This is a genomic window from Streptomyces sp. NPDC047022 (genome assembly GCF_040644155.1).
Taxonomy (GTDB): Bacteria; Actinomycetota; Actinomycetes; order Streptomycetales; family Streptomycetaceae; genus Streptomyces.
This window is the reverse complement of the sequence record NZ_JBEYVV010000009.1, coordinates 1-15365: the sequence shown is the minus strand read 5'-3', so window position 1 is coordinate 15365 and position 15365 is coordinate 1. Positions and strand designations below refer to the sequence as shown.

Annotated in this window: 15 protein-coding genes; 6 read left to right on the top strand and 9 right to left on the bottom strand. The window is 68.7% G+C overall.

Annotated features, from left to right (window positions below; translation table 11 throughout):
• Positions 1-5: 5 nt before the first annotated feature.
• The 4 genes from ABZ845_RS12435 to ABZ845_RS12420 form a co-directional block, all read right to left on the bottom strand.
• Positions 6-1274, bottom strand: a complete 1269-nt coding sequence (locus tag ABZ845_RS12435) for a ketosynthase chain-length factor (RefSeq protein ID WP_360976999.1) — start codon at positions 1272-1274, stop codon at positions 6-8.
• Positions 1271-2539 (bottom strand): beta-ketoacyl-[acyl-carrier-protein] synthase family protein, encoded by a 1269-nt coding sequence (locus tag ABZ845_RS12430; RefSeq protein WP_360976996.1) that lies wholly within the window; start codon positions 2537-2539, stop codon positions 1271-1273. The genes ABZ845_RS12435 and ABZ845_RS12430 overlap by 4 nt, the downstream gene beginning before the upstream one ends.
• The gene (locus ABZ845_RS12425; protein WP_360976994.1) at positions 2536-3015 is read right to left on the bottom strand and encodes a cupin domain-containing protein; all 480 of its coding nucleotides are present in this window, start codon (positions 3013-3015) and stop codon (positions 2536-2538) included. The genes ABZ845_RS12430 and ABZ845_RS12425 overlap by 4 nt, the downstream gene beginning before the upstream one ends.
• Before the next feature lie 321 nt (positions 3016-3336).
• The gene (locus ABZ845_RS12420; RefSeq protein ID WP_360976991.1) at positions 3337-4494 is read right to left on the bottom strand and encodes a SchA/CurD-like domain-containing protein; all 1158 of its coding nucleotides are present in this window, start codon (positions 4492-4494) and stop codon (positions 3337-3339) included.
• Positions 4495-5038: 544 nt separating this feature from the next.
• On the opposite strand from ABZ845_RS12420, the gene ABZ845_RS12415 reads away from it, so the two are divergent.
• The 3 genes from ABZ845_RS12415 (at position 5039) to ABZ845_RS12405 (ending at position 7320) form a co-directional block, all read left to right on the top strand.
• Positions 5039-5629 carry a hypothetical protein gene (locus tag ABZ845_RS12415; protein ID WP_360976989.1) on the top strand — a complete coding sequence of 197 codons (591 nt, stop codon included), beginning with the start codon at positions 5039-5041 and terminating at the stop codon, positions 5627-5629.
• A gap of 221 nt (positions 5630-5850) precedes the next feature.
• Positions 5851-6324 carry a carboxymuconolactone decarboxylase family protein gene (locus tag ABZ845_RS12410; RefSeq protein ID WP_360976986.1) on the top strand — a complete coding sequence of 158 codons (474 nt, stop codon included), beginning with the start codon at positions 5851-5853 and terminating at the stop codon, positions 6322-6324.
• A 66-nt stretch (positions 6325-6390) separates the two neighbouring features.
• Positions 6391-7320 carry an RNA polymerase sigma-70 factor gene (locus ABZ845_RS12405; protein ID WP_360976984.1) on the top strand — a complete coding sequence of 310 codons (930 nt, stop codon included), beginning with the start codon at positions 6391-6393 and terminating at the stop codon, positions 7318-7320.
• 69 nt (positions 7321-7389) lie between these two features.
• On the opposite strand, the gene ABZ845_RS12400 is transcribed toward ABZ845_RS12405, so the two are convergent.
• The 3 genes from ABZ845_RS12400 to ABZ845_RS12390 are packed head-to-tail and all read right to left on the bottom strand — an operon-like array spanning position 7390 to position 9558.
• A complete protein-coding gene (locus tag ABZ845_RS12400) occupies positions 7390-7752 on the bottom strand; it encodes a hypothetical protein (protein WP_360976981.1) in 363 nt (120 codons plus the stop codon).
• Between the two features lie 22 nt (positions 7753-7774).
• Complete coding sequence (locus tag ABZ845_RS12395; protein ID WP_360976978.1) at positions 7775-9265, bottom strand: hypothetical protein; 1491 nt, start codon at positions 9263-9265, stop codon at positions 7775-7777.
• A complete protein-coding gene (locus ABZ845_RS12390) occupies positions 9262-9558 on the bottom strand; it encodes a WXG100 family type VII secretion target (protein WP_360976975.1) in 297 nt (98 codons plus the stop codon). Before ABZ845_RS12390 ends, ABZ845_RS12395 begins: the two co-directional genes overlap by 4 nt.
• 566 nt (positions 9559-10124) lie before the next feature.
• Here ABZ845_RS12390 and ABZ845_RS12385 point away from each other — a divergent pair.
• The 3 genes from ABZ845_RS12385 to ABZ845_RS12375 all read left to right on the top strand — a co-directional run bounded on the left by ABZ845_RS12385 (position 10125) and on the right by ABZ845_RS12375 (position 12750).
• On the top strand, positions 10125-12083 hold the full coding sequence (locus ABZ845_RS12385; protein WP_360976972.1) for a hypothetical protein: 1959 nt from the start codon (positions 10125-10127) through the stop codon (positions 12081-12083).
• 227 nt (positions 12084-12310) lie between these two features.
• The gene (locus tag ABZ845_RS12380) at positions 12311-12544 is read left to right on the top strand and encodes a hypothetical protein (protein ID WP_360976969.1); all 234 of its coding nucleotides are present in this window, start codon (positions 12311-12313) and stop codon (positions 12542-12544) included.
• Positions 12541-12750: a hypothetical protein gene (locus ABZ845_RS12375; RefSeq protein ID WP_360976966.1), complete on the top strand. Its 210-nt coding sequence runs from the start codon at positions 12541-12543 to the stop codon at positions 12748-12750. The genes ABZ845_RS12380 and ABZ845_RS12375 overlap by 4 nt, the downstream gene beginning before the upstream one ends.
• Positions 12751-12795: 45 nt before the next feature.
• Here ABZ845_RS12375 and ABZ845_RS12370 read toward each other — a convergent pair whose 3' ends face one another.
• Both ABZ845_RS12370 and ABZ845_RS12365 read right to left on the bottom strand, forming a co-directional pair.
• Positions 12796-13935 carry a hypothetical protein gene (locus ABZ845_RS12370; RefSeq protein WP_360976963.1) on the bottom strand — a complete coding sequence of 380 codons (1140 nt, stop codon included), beginning with the start codon at positions 13933-13935 and terminating at the stop codon, positions 12796-12798.
• Between the two features lie 197 nt (positions 13936-14132).
• A complete protein-coding gene (locus ABZ845_RS12365; RefSeq protein ID WP_360976959.1) occupies positions 14133-15266 on the bottom strand; it encodes a hypothetical protein in 1134 nt (377 codons plus the stop codon).
• Positions 15267-15365 lie beyond the last annotated feature (99 nt).

The window sequence follows — 15365 nt, the reverse complement described above, 5'->3', positions numbered from 1 at the left end:
CTTTGCTAGGCGCCGTGCCGCAGCACGAGCGCCGAGTTCGACCCCATGAGTCCCCGGCTGAGGACCAGCGCCGCGCGCAGCTCGGCGGGGCGCGCCTGGCCGGTCACCAGGTCGAGGTCGTGGCAGACGTCGAAGACGCCCGGGGTGGGCGGGATCAGCCCGTGCTCCATCGCGAGCACGGCCGCCACGCTGTCCAGGACGGGCGCCGCGCAGTAGCCGCGGCCCGTGCCCGTCTTGGGCGCCGTGACGGGGACACGCCTGCCGTGCGCACCCAGTGCGTCGGCGATGGCGAGCGCCTCGGCGCGGTCCGCCTCCGGCACCCCGAGGGCGTCGGCGAAGACGACGTCGATCTCCTCGGGGGCGCAGCCGGCCTCGTCCAGGGCGCCGCGGATCGCCTGGACGAGCCCCTCCCGGGACTGCTCCCAACGGGAGGCCCCGGTGAAGGTCGCCGCGTGTCCGGCCAGCACGGCCCGTACGCGCACACCCCGTTCACAGGCCGAGGTCTCGTCCTCCACCACCAGCATCGCGCCGCCCTCGGCGGGTACGAATCCGCAGGCGCCGGAGGTGAACGGGCGGTACGCGCGGGCCGGATCGTCGACGGTGCTCAGCTCCTCGTAGCCGAGCTGGCAGACCATCGAGTACGGGGCGAGGGGCGCCTCGGTCGAACCGGCCAGCATCAGATCGGTTCCGCGCTCGACGGCCCGTGCGGCGTGCGCAAGGGCGTCCAGGCCGCCCGCCTCGTCGGCGGCGAGGACCGAGCAGGGACCCTTGAACCCACGACGGATCGAGATCTGACCGGTGCTGGCCGCGTAGAACCAGGCGATGGACTGGTAGGGGCCGACGAAGCGGCTTCCCTTTCCCCACAGCTGCTGGAGTTCCCGCTGCCCGAACTCGCCGCCGCCGGACCCGGCGGCGGTGACCACACCCAGCGAGAACGGTGAGAACGGCGAACCGTCGGGACCACCGGGACCGCCGGAGCCGTCCCGGCCGATCCGCGCGTCTTCGAGCGCGAGATCGGCCGCGGCCATCCCGAAGTGCGTGAACCGGTCGGTCTGGACGAGGAACCGCTCCTCGACCGCCGACGACGGCTCGAAGGCACGCACCTCCCCGGCCACCCGCAGCGGCAGATGCTCGCAGCCCTCGCGGGTGATCAGGTCCAGGACGCTTATCCCCTCGCGGGTGGACTTCCAGAAGGCATCGGTACTGATTCCGTTGGGCGCTACGACGCCGATTCCGGTGACGGCGGCGCGCCTGGTGTGGTGCCGTGCACTCATCGTGTCCTCTCCCTCTGCCGGGTCAGGATCACCGCGGACTGGAAGCCGCCGAACCCGCTCCCCACGGAGAGCACGCTGTTGAGCTTGCGCTCGCGTGCGACACGGGGCACGTAGTCCAGGTCGCACTCGGGGTCAGGGGTCTCGTAGTTCGCGGTCGGCGGTACGACCTGGCGGTCCAGGGCCAGTACGCAGGCCACGACCTCGATGGCGCCGATCGCGCCGAGCGAGTGGCCCACCATGGATTTGATGGAACTCATCGGGGTGTCGTAGGCGTGCTGGCCAAGCGCCCGTTTCACCGCGGCGGTCTCGTGCCGGTCGTTCTGCCGGGTGCCCGAGCCGTGCGCGTTGACGTAGTCGATCGCCGAGCCGTCGAGCCGGGAGTGGTCCAGCGCGGTCTCGATCGCCCGCGCCATCTCCAGGCCCTCACTGGTCAGACCCGTCATGTGGTAGGCGTTGCCGAACGTGGCGTAGCCGCTGAGTTCGCAGTACACGCGGGCGCCACGGGCCCTCGCGTGTTCCAGCTCCTCCAGCACCAGGACCGCGCCTCCCTCGCCCATGACGAAACCGTCACGGTTGTTGTCGAAGGGCCGGGAGGCGTGCTCCGGGTCGTCGTTGTTCGGGGACGTCGCCTTGATCGCGTCGAAGCAGGCCATGGTGATCGGAGAGATCGGCGAGTCCGACGCACCGGTGATGCAGATGTCGGCCCGGCCCTCCTCCACGGTGTGGAAGGCGTACCCCACCGCGTCCAGCCCGGAGGTGCAGCCCGTGGAGACGGTCTGCACCGGACCGCACGCGCCGAAGCGTTCCGCCACGGCCGACGCGAGCGTGCTCGGCGAGAACGCCCGGTGCAGCTGGGGTTCCGCCTCGCGATGGTCCACGTCCCAGCGCTCCCCGTGGTGGCTGACCAGGACGTAGTCGTGCTCCAGCCGGGTGGTGCCGCCGACCGCGGTGCCGAGGGAGACCCCGACCCGCCACGGGTTCTCCCGGGCGAGGTCGAGGCCGGCGTCCCGTACGGCTTCGTCGCCGGCGGCGAGGGCGAACTGGATGTACCGGTCGGACCGTTCGATCTGCTCCGCGTCCAGCCCGTGGGCCGCCGGGTCGAAGTCACACTCGGCGGCGATCCGCGAGCGGAGGCTGGACGGGTCGAAGAAGGTGATGCCCCGCGTCGCGGTACGGCCATTGGCGAGCAGATCCCAGAACGCCGGTACGCCGATACCGCCCGGAGCCACTACGCCTATGCCCGTAACCGCCACGCGCCGGGTCATGAACGGACCTGACCTCGGTCGGCCGGCCGGGCACCGCCCGCCTCGGCTCCCTCCACCGTGCCCGCGACCGCGACGACGTCCTTCTCCTCGGCCTCCTCCTCCGTGTCCACATGGCCGAGCTGCGGACGCGGCGCCAGCGGACCGAGGTGGAAGACGAGGCGGGCCTCTTCGTCACCGACGTTGCGGAAGCGGTGCCGCATATAGGCAGGGATCAGCAGTCCCTGCTCGGGCCGCAGCGGGGTGGCCTCGCCGTCCAGGTCCACCTCCAGCTTCCCGCAGATGACGTACACGAACTCCTCGGAGTACGGGTGGTAGTGCTCGCCGATGCGGTCGCCGGGCTCGATGAGGGCCACACCCATGAAACCGCTGGTGGAGCCGACCGTGGCCGGGGTGAGCATGGCGCGCAGATCGCCGCCGCGTCGGCGGTTGGGGTCGATCTCGTTGAGGCCCACGATTCTGGGGCGGGGTTTGATCACGTCGATTCCTCCGGTAGTGAGATGCCTGGGCTCATGTGCTGAGTAGGCATGGGCTCGGCCGGCAGGGACGGAGCCGGCAGGGCCCGATCGATGGGTCTGGTCGTCGGTGAGGTAGTCGTTGCCGAGCCGGTCGCCGCGGCCCGGCGGGCGCCGGTCCGGCGCTCAGCCGGGACCGGCGCTCGGGTGAGGGGCCACGGCTCGGGTGCGGCCGTACGGCATCGCGCCGCGTTCGCCGGCAGGCGGCGTGCATCGGGCGACGGCCTGGCCTGCCGTCGGGCGCCAGGCCTCGGCCGTCACCCGTGGGGCGTCACCCGTAAGGCGTCACGCCTGAGGCGCCGACACGCGGTCGGTGACGAGGTCCATGCGGGCGAGCGTGAGGAACCGCACGAGGTCCTCGCCCTTCAGCGCGGAGCCGTCCGCGCCGATGGTGGCCCCGTCGACCAGGGTCGCCAGCTCGGCCGCCTGCGGGGAGCCGGGAAGACCGAGGGCGAGGACGGGGTCCGCCTCGAGCCCGCCCCGCACGTCGATCAGCCGCACCACGACCTCGTCGCGCTGGAAGATCGTGCTGCCGCAGACCGGGCTGTTCGGGTCGTCCGCCGCCAGTTCGTCCTGCTCCGCGAGCAGCCGGGCCAGCTGCATGCCTCGGCCGGGGCGCGCCGGGTAGTACAGCGCGAGCCGCTCCGCCTCGGGGCACTCCTGATCGCTCGTCACATGGTGCACCGCGGGTACCGCCGCCAGGGCGAAGAAGATCCGGGTGGCCTCGGGGTCGTTGAAGTCCCGCTCCTCCTCCAGATACGGGTTGATGGCCTCCTCGACGGCCCGCACCTCGGGCTGCCGGGACACATGGCGCAGCGCGGCGAGCAGGTCGCCCTCCACCTCGATGGCGCGCACCACCCGGTTGCCGTGCATGAAGAGGGAGGTACGGCACAGCCGTGTGTTCTCGTCGACCTGCGCCTTGGGCGCGGCGTAGTTCGCGAGGAGTTTGGCGACGGTCTCCTCGCTGCCCCGCTTGACGGTGAAGGTGAGCGCGTGGCGGATCTTGCCGTCACCGATACGGGGGGCCGTCTGGAGGCGGCGCGTGACATCGTCGGGGGACGTCACGATGCCGGTCTCGCGAACGATGTGGAAGCGCAACGAACGGGTACTACGGACGCAACTGTGCAACGGGCGCACCATCTGCACGTGCTCCTCGCTGTTCACCCAGTCGAGGAAGGGAGGGGCGCTCTCCCACTCGCTGGTGATGAGCCACTGGGAGGGGTTCTCGATCGACTGGCAGAGCTGGTCGCTGACGTGCCCGGGGACGGACGCGACCTGGCTGCACAGCTTCTCGTAAGCCGCCAGGAACTCCGGCTGGGCTCCGTCGTACACGTCCACGAGGAGCATGACGCGCAGTCGTGAGCCATCGAAGACGGACTGGGAGACCCGCTTCGACATCTGTCGCGTCAGCGGTTCTGAAATACGTTCAGACGTTGTGGTCATCCTTCGCACTTCTTCCTAGCGAGGGGGCAGAGGGCAACGTCGAGCCGCGGGTGACGCGACGTCAGCGTTCCTCGATCGTGTGCCGGTCACAGGAAGTGCGCGACTCGGATGAACCACGTGGGTGACTGGGGACGCGAACGGGCCTCCGAAGGGGTGGAAGCTCCACCCGGGCAGGCACGGATGCACGGATGAGCCGGTCACCGGTTTCCGGTCCTCGTCGTCGGCTCCCTGATGGGCCTGTCCCTGCTGTTCCTGGGCCCCCACGGCGTACGCACACCCTGGAGGAGCTGCACACGGGGATCCCCGTCCACCCCCGCGGGGGCGGCGGCAAAACGTGGGGGCGACGGAGCTGTCCCGGGTGAGCGGCATCGGGCCGGCCGTCAAGTCGGCGGGGGCCCTCCGGGCGGGCCCCCACGGCATCCCGGGGACCCAGCGCATTCGCCTCGCCGGACGTCCCCTTTCACAATCTAGGCAAACCGGGATGACAGCCGCGTCCCGCCGTGGGACGTTGTAGGCCGTCAGCACGACGGAGGGGGAACAACACATGCCGAAGTACGCCGAGAGCGACGAGGAAGCGAACAAGAGCCTCCTGGAGTACTGCGAGTCCATCGGCTTCGACCCCGAGTGGATCTCGCCGGACAAGTGGGACACGACGATCAGGATCGCCCGGACCAAGGACAAGGGCTACGTCGAGGCGTACAAGACGATCGACACCGACCGCACGGACATGATCAAGGCCGGCGCCCGCGAGGCGAGGCAGAAGAAGGTCGACAACGACGCCGCCAATCTGTTCACCCAGATCAAGACCGATTACACCCTCAAGGACTCGCTGGTCCTGCCCATCCTCAAGCAGTGCGCGGCGGCGTACGTGGGCGGGGAGCGCGTCGACCTGGGCCTTGGCGGCTCCCCGATGGACCGCTCCGTCTACGCGGAGCTGCGCGAGGAGTGGGACCAGGCGGCCCCGCTCGCCACGGGCGGGATCTACACGGAATTCCACAGCTTCGCCCCGCAGAACAAGGCCGCCCTGGGCAAGGGCAACGTGGGCGACACCCTCGCCAAGCGGAAGGTACAGGGAAACCTGCTGGTGAAGGTCGCCGGAGTGCGCTTCAACATGCACATCGACATCGCGGACTAGTACCGCGGCACTAGCAGGTCGGGCCCGGACTCGATCCGGGTGGGCGACCCCGGGCGGGAACGGCTTCCGGCCGTTCCCGCTCGTGTGTTCCGGCCGGTCGTCGCCGGTTACGGCCGGGCGCCAGAACGGTCTGAGAGCCAGGTCACACGCGGCCATGTCACAGGTCGTCCGGCTGTCTCGTCTCGGGTGTGCAGGCACCGACGACTTCGGAGGAGCACATCATGGACGCGCGACTGAACTTCTTCGCCAGCCCGACCGCCGGCAAGACCATGAAGCACTTCATGTCGATCAACAAGGCGTTCAAGGAATCGCCGCTGCCCGTCGCGACGCAGGAGCTGGTGGCGCTGCGCGTGAGCCAGATCAACGGCTGCGCGGTCTGCATCGACATGCACACCAAGGAGGCCGCCGCGGCGGGCGAGACCTCGGTGCGTCTGAACCTGGTCGCGGCATGGCGCGAGGCCACGGTCTTCACCGAGGCCGAGCGTACGGCGCTGCGGCTGGCGGAGGAGGGGACCCGGGTCGCGGACGCGGCCGAAGGGGTCAGCGACGAGGTGTGGGCGCGTGCCGCCGAGCACTATGACGAGGAGCAGCTCACCGTCCTGGTGATGCTGATCTCCGTCATGAACACGGTGAACCGGCTGAACATCATCACCCAGCAGCCCGCAGGCGACTACGAGGTCGGGCAGCTGCACTGAGTTCACCGAGTTCACTGAGCCCACTGTTTTCATGAGTCAACTGAACCTTCAAGGGGGGCATTCGGCGTGAGCAAGGTCGAGGAGTACGAAGAGCTGCGGCCGCTGCTGTTCTCGATCGCCTATCGGATCCTGGGCAGTGTGGGTGAGGCCGAGGACGCCGTGCAGGAGACGTGGCTGCGCTACGACGGCTCGTCGACCCGGCCCACGTCGGCCAAGGCCTTCCTGTCGGCCACGGTGACACGGATATCGGTCGACGTCCTGCGTTCCGCGCGGGTACGGCGGGAGGAGTACGTGGGCCCGTGGTTTCCCGAACCGCTGCTGAGCGATCCCTATCAGGACCCGGCGCGGTCGGCGGAGCTGGCCGACTCGGTGTCGATGGCGGCGCTGCTGCTCCTGGAGCGCCTCAGCCCGCTGGAGCGGGCGGTGTTCGTTCTGCGGGAGGTGTTCGGCTTCGGGTTCGACGAGGTGGCCTCGGCGGTGGGCCGCTCGGAGCCGGCGTGCCGACAGCTGCTCGTACGGGCACGCGGGCACATGCGGGCCGGGCGGCCACGCTTCGAGGCGGTCCGCGAGGAACGGGAGCAACTGGCCGCTCAGTTCTTCGACGCCCTGCGTGAAGGCGACGTCACCGGTCTGCGGGACCTGCTCGCCGCCGACGTGTCGATGGTCGGCGACGGCGGAGGCAAGGCCCCGCAACTGGCCAGGGCCGTCATCGGCCCCGAGAACGTGGCCCGGCTCCTTGTCGCCGTCCTCCCCCGGATGACCCTGGTCGGCGTGACGTTCGAGCCGCACGAGATCAACGGCCAGCCGGGCGCCGTCTTCCGCGACCGGGACGGCAAGGTGCTCCAAACCCTGGTGCTCGACATACTCGACGGACAGATCCAGGCGATCCTCGCGGTGATCAACCCCGACAAGCTCGGGCACCTGGGCGCGGTGGCGGACTCCTGGGCGATCCACCGCGAGGTACGACAGGTACACCGACCCATGGAATCCGACTGACCGATCCGGCGGACCCCTGCCGGTCAAGAGCCCCCTGTCACTGAACGGGACTGCCGTCAAGAACTGCCGTCAGTGCATCGGCGGCGCGGCATCCAGCAGCTTCTGCAGGTCGAATACCAGGAGGAGGTTGTAGCGGCCGGTGGCGGCGAGGTGGTCGAAGACCCGGCGGGCCATCTGCTCCTGGCGTTCCAGGTCGCGGTCGTAGTCGCGGACGGTCAGCAGCAGGTCGTACTGCTCGAAGGGCATGCCGAAGTCTTCCTCGTAGTCGTGCTGCGACTCCAGCTCGACGACACCTCGTTCCACCCTCACCGCATAGTCGACCGGCCCCTCCTCGATCGGTTCCAGCTCCCGCCCGGCAAATGCCGCGAGGTCGGCCAGCAGCCTCGCACGGGGCTCGCCGGGTCGGACGAAGATCTGGTGGTACATGCTCATGTGTCGCTCCTCACCGCGGGTCTCACGGCCAGATGATGTCGTAGCCGTCACCGACCACACGGATGTTGTTCATGCGCCCCGGCGGGTTATTGCGCAGGAACTTTGCTATTCCGGCTCGTGCTTCGTCCGCGCTCAGACCGCTGCCCCGCGCGTCGATGATCGCATCCCGGGCCTGGCCCTTGGCAGAGTTGAGCGCGTTCTTCACAGTGTTCTGGCTCGCTCCTTCATCGAGGCTCTTGAACTCCGTGTCCACGCCGTCCACCGTCGAGTCGGGCATACGTTCGCCGTCGACATCGGACTCCTTGACGGCCTTGACGTGCTTGCCCTCGCCCTTGAGCAGTTCGGCGATCTTGCGTTCCCGGTCGTTGAAGCTCTTGGCGCTCTCGTCGACGCTGCCCGGCTCATCGTCTTCGGGGAACGGAGGGTCTTCCGGCGGCTTGCCCCCGCCCCCGCCGCCTCCGGAATTGCCGCCGCCCCTGGCCTCTGCGGTCGCCATTTCGCGGTCCAGGGCCTCAGTCACTTCCGTGGTCTCAGCATCCACCGCCTCAACCTCTGGGACATCCTCGGCCGCAGAGGCCAGCACCGTTTCCAGTTGCTCGATGCCCTCGGCGGCGTAGTCGGCCATTGCCGCGTCCATGATGCCTTCGACTGAGGCGAACAGGGCCGCGGCCTCACCGGCATCCAAAGCGACCGCGCCCGCGTCGGATCCGCCGAGGGTGAAGACGGTGCCCAGGATCCCGACGGCGGTGGTCAGACCGATCGCAATGCCCGCCTCGGTGGCCTTGTGCTCGAACTCACTGTGCGCCTGGTCGATGGCATGCGCGAACTTCTCACATGCCGAGGCCAGTTGGGTGCACGCCAGATGCGCGGTGGATAGCGGTGCCAGGCCGCCCGGGTCGTGGTCTTGCCAGATCTTCCCCCAGAACGCGGCCATCGCGGTGACCGCACCACTGGAGTTGAAGTCGGTGATCGCCTGTACCTGCAAGTGCAGGCTCGTACCCAGGCTGTTGATGTCCTGGGCAGCAGTTCGGAATGCGGAGGCGGCCGAACGTAGTCGGTCCTGGTGGCCGTTTGCCCAGTACTTGTCGATCGGCGGCGGCCAGTGATTGCTGCCCTCACCGACGGCCGACGGCGGATCGGGATACATTACGTCATCGATCACCGCCGGCCAGGGGAAGAGATGTACCGCGCCCTTGCCGGCCTTGGGATTGGAGTGGTGGTCGGCCTTGAGGTAGTTGTTCGCGGTGCGAACCAGACCGGTCGCAGACTGCCCGATCGCGCGCACCGCAGCCGAGATCGTCCCGCACAACGCCTTGGATGCAGGGTCGTAGCTCGTCGCGAACTTCTTACCGTATTTGTCGTCACCGGCCATACCCGCAGCGGCCTGCAGCGCCGCGCTGAGGGTGCTGGCGATGCCGTCCAGACGGTTCTGTCCCCCGGCGAAGGCGGTCGCCGCCGTGTTCAAGTCGGACGGGGTGATGTCGATCCGCCCGTCCGGTTCACCGCGGCTCACTCCCCACCCCAGATCAGGCGGTTCGCCGTCTCTGCGGCATGGTAGTTGCCGTGCGCTGTGTGCGTGACGTGATGCATGCCGCGCAGCATCCGGTGGAGGTCGGTGGACGTGTCCCGCCACTGCGTGAAAACCGCACGGAAACGGTCGTGCGCTTCGCCCTCCCATGCGCTCTCGAAACGCTTCATGCCGGAGTCCAGCTTGGTCAGCAGGTCATCCAGGGTGTCGACGGTGCCCTTCAGGCCGCTCGCAAGTTCAGCGAGCGCGGCCAGTTCGGCATTCAGGCGCGATGTCATGGTTGTGACGCTTCTCCCCGTTGTTGTCTCACAGTCGCGGCTCGTCGGTCACGCAGGTCTTCAGACCCCAGAGGCTGCTGACTGGCGGGTCCGCAACCGACGGCGCGTCTTGCCTGACCTGGAGCACACGAAAGACAGATTCTCTCTGGCCCAACTGGCTTTATCGGCACGGAATTCGGCAAACTATCTGTCATGATCCGGTCACTGGTTGACCATGTCCCGTCCCGCACGCGGGTGCGGCACCTACCTGTCACTGGTTCAGTGCTGAGAGGGACCGCTCAGCAGGGCGGTAAGGCCCTTTGGGGTGCCGGCGGCCGGCATCTGCCGTGATCCGGGATCGGTTGTCCCCCGTCCGAGAGGGGCGGCGGCCAGACAACGCCCGTCGGCTGCGTACGCAACCCTGATCAAGGATTTACCTGTTCCGCGTTGTTCGTGGTCAGAGGTGTGGCTAACGTTCCTCCGCCCCCCCATCTGCGGATCTCGCATCGGCGTTGATCGGCAGCATCCGACTGCCATGGGCGGACCATTCGGTCCCCCATCGCCATCACCATAAGAAGGGCATTTCCTTGCTCTCGAGGAGACGTCGGGCGGCATCCACCGCCGCCCTGCTGTCCACCACTGCACTCATATCGACCGGATGGCTCACGGCCACCGCGTCCGCCGCACCGTCGGCCCCCGGGGCGCCCCATGTCAAACACCTGTGCGCCCACGCCACCACGCCGGGCCACGTGGCGTGCCTCGCCGAGGCTCGTACCGACGTCGTCCAGCACCTGACCGTCAGCCCGCACACCCCACCGTCCGGTTACGGCCCCTCGGACCTGCAGAGCGCCTACAACCTGCCGTCCTCCACCGCCGGTTCGGGCCGCACCGTCGCGATCGTCGACGCCATGGACGACCCCAACGCCGAGTCCGACCTCGCCGCCTACCGGTCCCAGTACGGCCTCCCCGCCTGCACCACGGCCAACGGCTGCTTCAAGAAGGTGAACCAGACCGGCGGCACCACCTACCCGAGCGCGAACACCGGCTGGGCCGGCGAGATATCCCTCGACCTCGACATGGTCAGCGCGGCCTGCCCGCAGTGCCACATCCTGCTCGTCGAGGCCGCCTCGGCGAACATGTCCGACATCGGCACTGCCGAGAACGAGGCAGTCGCCCTCGGCGCGAAGTACGTCTCCAACTCCTTCGGCGGCCCCGAGGACCCGGCCGAGACCACCGCCGACGTCCAGTACTTCAACCACCCCGGCGTCGCCATCACCGTCAGCGCGGGAGACAGCGGCTACGGCGCCCAGTACCCGGCCACCTCCCCCTACGTCACCGCGGTCGGCGGCACCTCCCTCAGCCACGCGAGCAACTCCCGCGGCTGGAGCGAGTCGGTGTGGTCCACCGACTCGACCGAAGGCACCGGCTCCGGATGCTCCGCCGACGAGGCCAAGCCCACCTGGCAGTCCGACACCGGCTGCGGCAAGCGCACCGTCGCCGACGTCTCCGCGGTCGCCGACCCGGCCACCGGCGTCGCCGTCTACAACACCTACGGCGCCTCCGGCTGGGACGTCTACGGCGGAACCAGCGCCTCGTCGCCCATCATCGCCGCCATCTACGCCCTCGCCGGCACCCCGACCGCGAACAGCTACCCGTCCTCCTACCTGTACGGGCACGGGTCGGCACTGAACGACGTCACCACAGGCAGCGACGGCACCTGCTCCCCGAGCTACCTGTGCACCGCGGGCTCCGGCTACGACGGCCCCACCGGTCTCGGCACCCCCAACGGCACCACCGCCTTCGCCGGCGGAGCCAACACGGTCAACTCCCTGCAGCCCGGCCGGAAGCTCACCTCCGGCCACCGCCTGAGCAGCGCGAACATCACGCTGACGATGGGCAGCGACGGCAACCTGGTCGCCTACCTCAAGACGAACGGCACGAGCAGCAGCGGCCCGGCGATCTGGTCCAGCCACACCTCCGGCCACTCCGGCGCCTATGCCTACATGCAGACCGACGGCAACCTCGTCGTCTACTCGAGCACCGGCAGCGCGCTCTGGTCCACCCACACCAACGGCCACACCGGCGCCTACTTCCTGGTGCAGGACGACGGCAACATGGTGGTCTACGGATCCGGCGGAGGCCCCAGCACCGGCGGCTCGCTGTGGTCGGACGGCACCAACGCCCGCTCGGCGAAGATCGGCTCGGGCCAGAAGCTCCAGGGCGGCTGGTGGACCCAGACCCAGTACACCCGACTGGTGATGCAGCCGGACGGCAACTTCGTGATCTACCGCAAGCACGACGGCAAGGCGCTCTGGTCGACCGGCACCTCCGGCCACTCCGGCGCCTACGCCTACATGCAGACCGACGGCAACCTCGTCGTCTACCCGGCCACCGGCAGCGCGCTCTGGTCCACCCACACCTACGGCCACACCGGCGCGTACGCCCTGCTGCAGAACGACGGCAACTTCGTCGTCTACACAAGCACCGGCGCACCCGGAAAGGGCGGCGCCCTGTGGGCCAGCAACACTCAGTCGTACGTGCCCTGATCCGTACGTACTCTTGAAAAATGACGATGACCTGGGGAAAGCCCCAGGTCATCGCCGTATGTGGACTCCCCGAACACGCGCCCACCGGACCTCATCGACTGGGCACACTCGGGACAGACCGGGCCGTCGTCGCTCATACGCCGCCGTGGGAAGCTCACGTACGCCGCACCCAAAGACTGTCCGGACTCACCAAGTACCTTCTGGCACAGTCCTGTTGGAATTCTCTTATGGCCACTCCCGCCGACGGAACCACCCGACCGAGTCCGGACGAGCCCGCGCACCGCCTGCGTGCCGAGATCGAGCGGCTGAGAGACGAGGCGACGCGCCAGAGGACACTCGCCCACCGCCGGGCCGAGTTCTGGGCCAGGACGGACATCTCCCTCGGTTTCCCCGCAGCCCTGCTCGCGGGCACGGCGGGAGCGGCAGGACTGGCCTCGGCGCTCAAGCCACAGCCGCCGTGACCGGTGAGCATGACGCCCGTGTCCCCGTGGGCGTCTGTCCCACCGTGAACGAGGACACCGGCATGGTGTGCGGTGAGCGACTCCGGGTCTCCCCCTGGGCGTTCACGCTGCGGTGCGGGGCCTGCGCGGCGTCCTGGGCCCGGGATGAGTGGCTCCGGCTCGGCGCCCGGCTGCGGGGCCTGCAACCACCGCCCACGGCCGCGTGATCAGGCTGCCGGCGGCCGGTGCGGGGCGTGGGATCGGGGGCTGTGTCAGCCGACGCATCCGGTGACGATGACGGGGCTGCCGTCGCAGTTGGTGGGGATGTTGTGCCGGATCTCTGACCGGTTCACCGTGAACTGGGTGTCGGTCCACACGCCGCCCGGTGCTGTGGTGGAGGCGTTGTCGTTCACCTCACTGCGATCGAGCGTCACCGCACCGCTGGTGATGTAGATGCCGCCGCCCTGTGAAGTGCCGGAGCCGTTGGCGCTGTTGCGGTCGACCGAGCTGTCCCGCAGCACCAGAGTGCCGCTGCCTTCTTGGTAAATGCCGCCGCCCTGGCCGTTGGAGCCTCCTGCGACGTTGCCTGAGACCTCGGTCTTGATGAGCGTCAGCGAGGTTTGATTCCAGATCCCGCCGCCCTGCGAACCTGCGGTGGTGTTGTTGAGGATCTTGCTGTTGATGAACTGTGCGGTGCCGCCGTCGAGGTCGATACCGCCGCCGTCGGCGCCTGAGGTGTTGTTCTTCAGGGTCGTGTTGCGGTGGACCGTGTCACCGTGCTCGTGGTCGATGGCTCCGCCATAGGACGCGGCGTGGTTGCGGTCGAACACGACGTCGTCGGTGAACCCGGTGCCGTCCGACTGGAGGCCTCCGCCCGTGAGGTCCGCGTTGTTGAAGGTGAACTCGCTGTGTGTGATGTCCGCCGTGGCTCCTGGCTCGACAGACACGCCACCTCCCGCGCTGCCGGCGGTGTTGTTGTCGAGGACGGCCAAGCTGAGTTTCAGCGTGCCGGAGCCGTCGACAAGGATGCCTCCACCGTCAACGGGCGCGTTGCCGCCGCGGATCGTGACATCGTCGAGCCGCAGATCACCGGTGGAGGTGACGTGGAAGATACGGAAGGCGCCGGCCGTCAGCCCGTCGCGGACGATGGTGGCGCCCCGGCCCTCGATGGTGAGTTGCCTGTCGATGGGGGGCAGTCCGTCGTCGCCGACGTAGGCGGTGGTCAGGTGGTAGGTGCAGTGGCGGGCGAGGACGAGCGTGGACCCGGCCGGCGCCGTGGCGATCGCGTTGATCAGGGCCGTGGTGTCGCACGGCACCGAAATGCCGCTGATCGCCGCGGCCGGTACCGTGCTCACGCCGTTGACCACGATCGCAGCCAGGGCGGCAACGCCGGACAGTGTGGTGTATCGCATGGCTCTCCTTGAAGTGCGGGGACCGCCGGAGCACAGACAGCCCCTCGTCCGCGTCCCGGACACAGGGAGCAAAGTCGCTTCTCGCATGTCTCAGATGCGGGCGTCGCAGTCTCGGCAGGAGGCGCGCGGGACGTGCGGGTCTCACCTTCAGGACGTGCTGTGGTGCCGCCGTGCGCGTCGGTTGCGTCTGCGTCCGGTCAGCCGATGCAGCCGGTGACGATGACGGGGCTGCCGTCGCAGTTGGTGGGGATGTTGCGCTGGATCTCGGACCGGTTCACCGTGAACTGCGTGTTGGTCCACACCCCGCCCGGTGCGACGGTGGAGGCGTTGTCGTTCACCTCACTGCGATCGAGCGTCACCGCACCGCCGGTGTTGTAGATGCCGCCGGCCTGTGAATTGCCGGAGCCGTTGGCGCTGTTGCGGTCGACCTTGCTGTCCCGCAGCACCAGGGTGCCAGTGTCTTCGTAAATGCCGCCGCCCTCGCCGCCGGAGCCTCCGACGACGTTACCGGTGACCTCGGTCTTGATGAGGGTCAGCGAGGCCGCATTCCAGATCCCGCCGCCCTGCGTACCCGTGGTGGTGTTGTCGATGATCTTGCTGTTGATGAACTGCACGGTGTCGCTGTCGGTGTCGATGCCACCACCGTCAGAGCTTGAGGCGTTGTTCTTCAGAGTGGTGTTGCGGTAGACGGCGTCACCTTCTTCGTGGCCGATGGCCCCGCCGACGGGGGCGAAGTTGCGGGAGAACACGACCCCGTCGGTGGTGACGGTGCCGTCCGACTCCAGGCCTCCGCCATCGCCGCCCGCGTTGTTGAAGGTGAACTCGCTGCGGGTGATGTACGCCGTGGCTCCGAACTCGACATCGACGCCGCCTCCCTCGGTGCCGGCGGTGTTGTTGTCCAGGGTGGTCTTGTCGAGCTTCAGCATGCCGGAGGTGTCGACGAGGATGCCTCCTCCGTCATCGGGTGCGTTGCCGCCGCGGATCGTGACGTCGTCGAGCCGGAGGTCACCGGTGGAGGTGACGTGGAAGATGCGGAAGACGCCCGCCGTCGGTCCGTCGCGGACGATGGTGGAGTCCCGGCCCTCGATGGTGAGCTGCCTGTCGACGGGGGGCAGTCCGTCGTCGCCGGAGTAGGCGGTGGTCAGCTGGTAGGTGCAGTGGCGGGCGAGGACGAGCGTGGATCCCGCAGGCGCCGTGGCGATCGCGTTGATCAGGGCCGTGGTGTCGCACGGCACCGAAATGCCGCTTACCGCCACGGCCGGTACCGTGCTCACGCCGTTGACCACGATCGCAGCCAGGGCCGCAACGCCGGACAGTGTGCTGTATCGCATGGCTCTCCGTAAGTTGTTAGGCGGCCCGGGAGGGCCGGATGTGGCTGATCGGGTCTTGCCGGTCGTGGCTCCGAAGGAGTGGCCGTCCGGCTCTCCGGG